The organism is Lacticaseibacillus thailandensis DSM 22698 = JCM 13996 (assembly GCF_001436135.1).
In the GTDB taxonomy this organism is placed as follows: Bacteria; Bacillota; Bacilli; order Lactobacillales; family Lactobacillaceae; genus Lacticaseibacillus; species Lacticaseibacillus thailandensis.
This window is the reverse complement of the sequence record NZ_AYZK01000021.1, coordinates 1-326: the sequence shown is the minus strand read 5'-3', so window position 1 is coordinate 326 and position 326 is coordinate 1. Positions and strand designations below refer to the sequence as shown.

Below are 326 nucleotides of genomic sequence, written 5' to 3'. Positions count from 1 at the left end.
GTTCGAGCCCTGTATCCTCCATTTGAGCCGTTAGCTCAGTCGGTAGAGCATCTGACTTTTAATCAGAGGGTCGACAGTTCGAGCCTGTCACGGCTCATTCCAGTAGGATCAGTTTAATGCGGGTGTGGCGGAACTGGCAGACGCGCTAGATTTAGGTTCTAGTGGTTAATCAACCGTGGGGGTTCGAGTCCCTTCACCCGCAGCGTTGGCTGCCTTTGGCAGCTGCTTTACTTTTAGGCCGACTTAGCTCAGTTGGTAGAGCATCTGTCTTGTAAACAGGGGGTCGTAGGTTCGAATCCTATAGTCGGCATTTACCAACAATAATC

3 tRNA genes are annotated in these 326 nt (G+C 50.9%); all 3 read left to right on the top strand.

Annotated elements, in window-relative coordinates:
* Positions 1-24 precede the first annotated feature (24 nt).
* Positions 25-97 (top strand) — tRNA-Lys (locus FD19_RS09505).
* A 21-nt stretch (positions 98-118) separates the two neighbouring features.
* Positions 119-202: transfer RNA gene (locus tag FD19_RS09500), tRNA-Leu, on the top strand.
* Between the two features lie 35 nt (positions 203-237).
* A tRNA-Thr gene (locus FD19_RS09495) sits at positions 238-310 on the top strand.
* Positions 311-326: the final 16 nt, after the last annotated feature.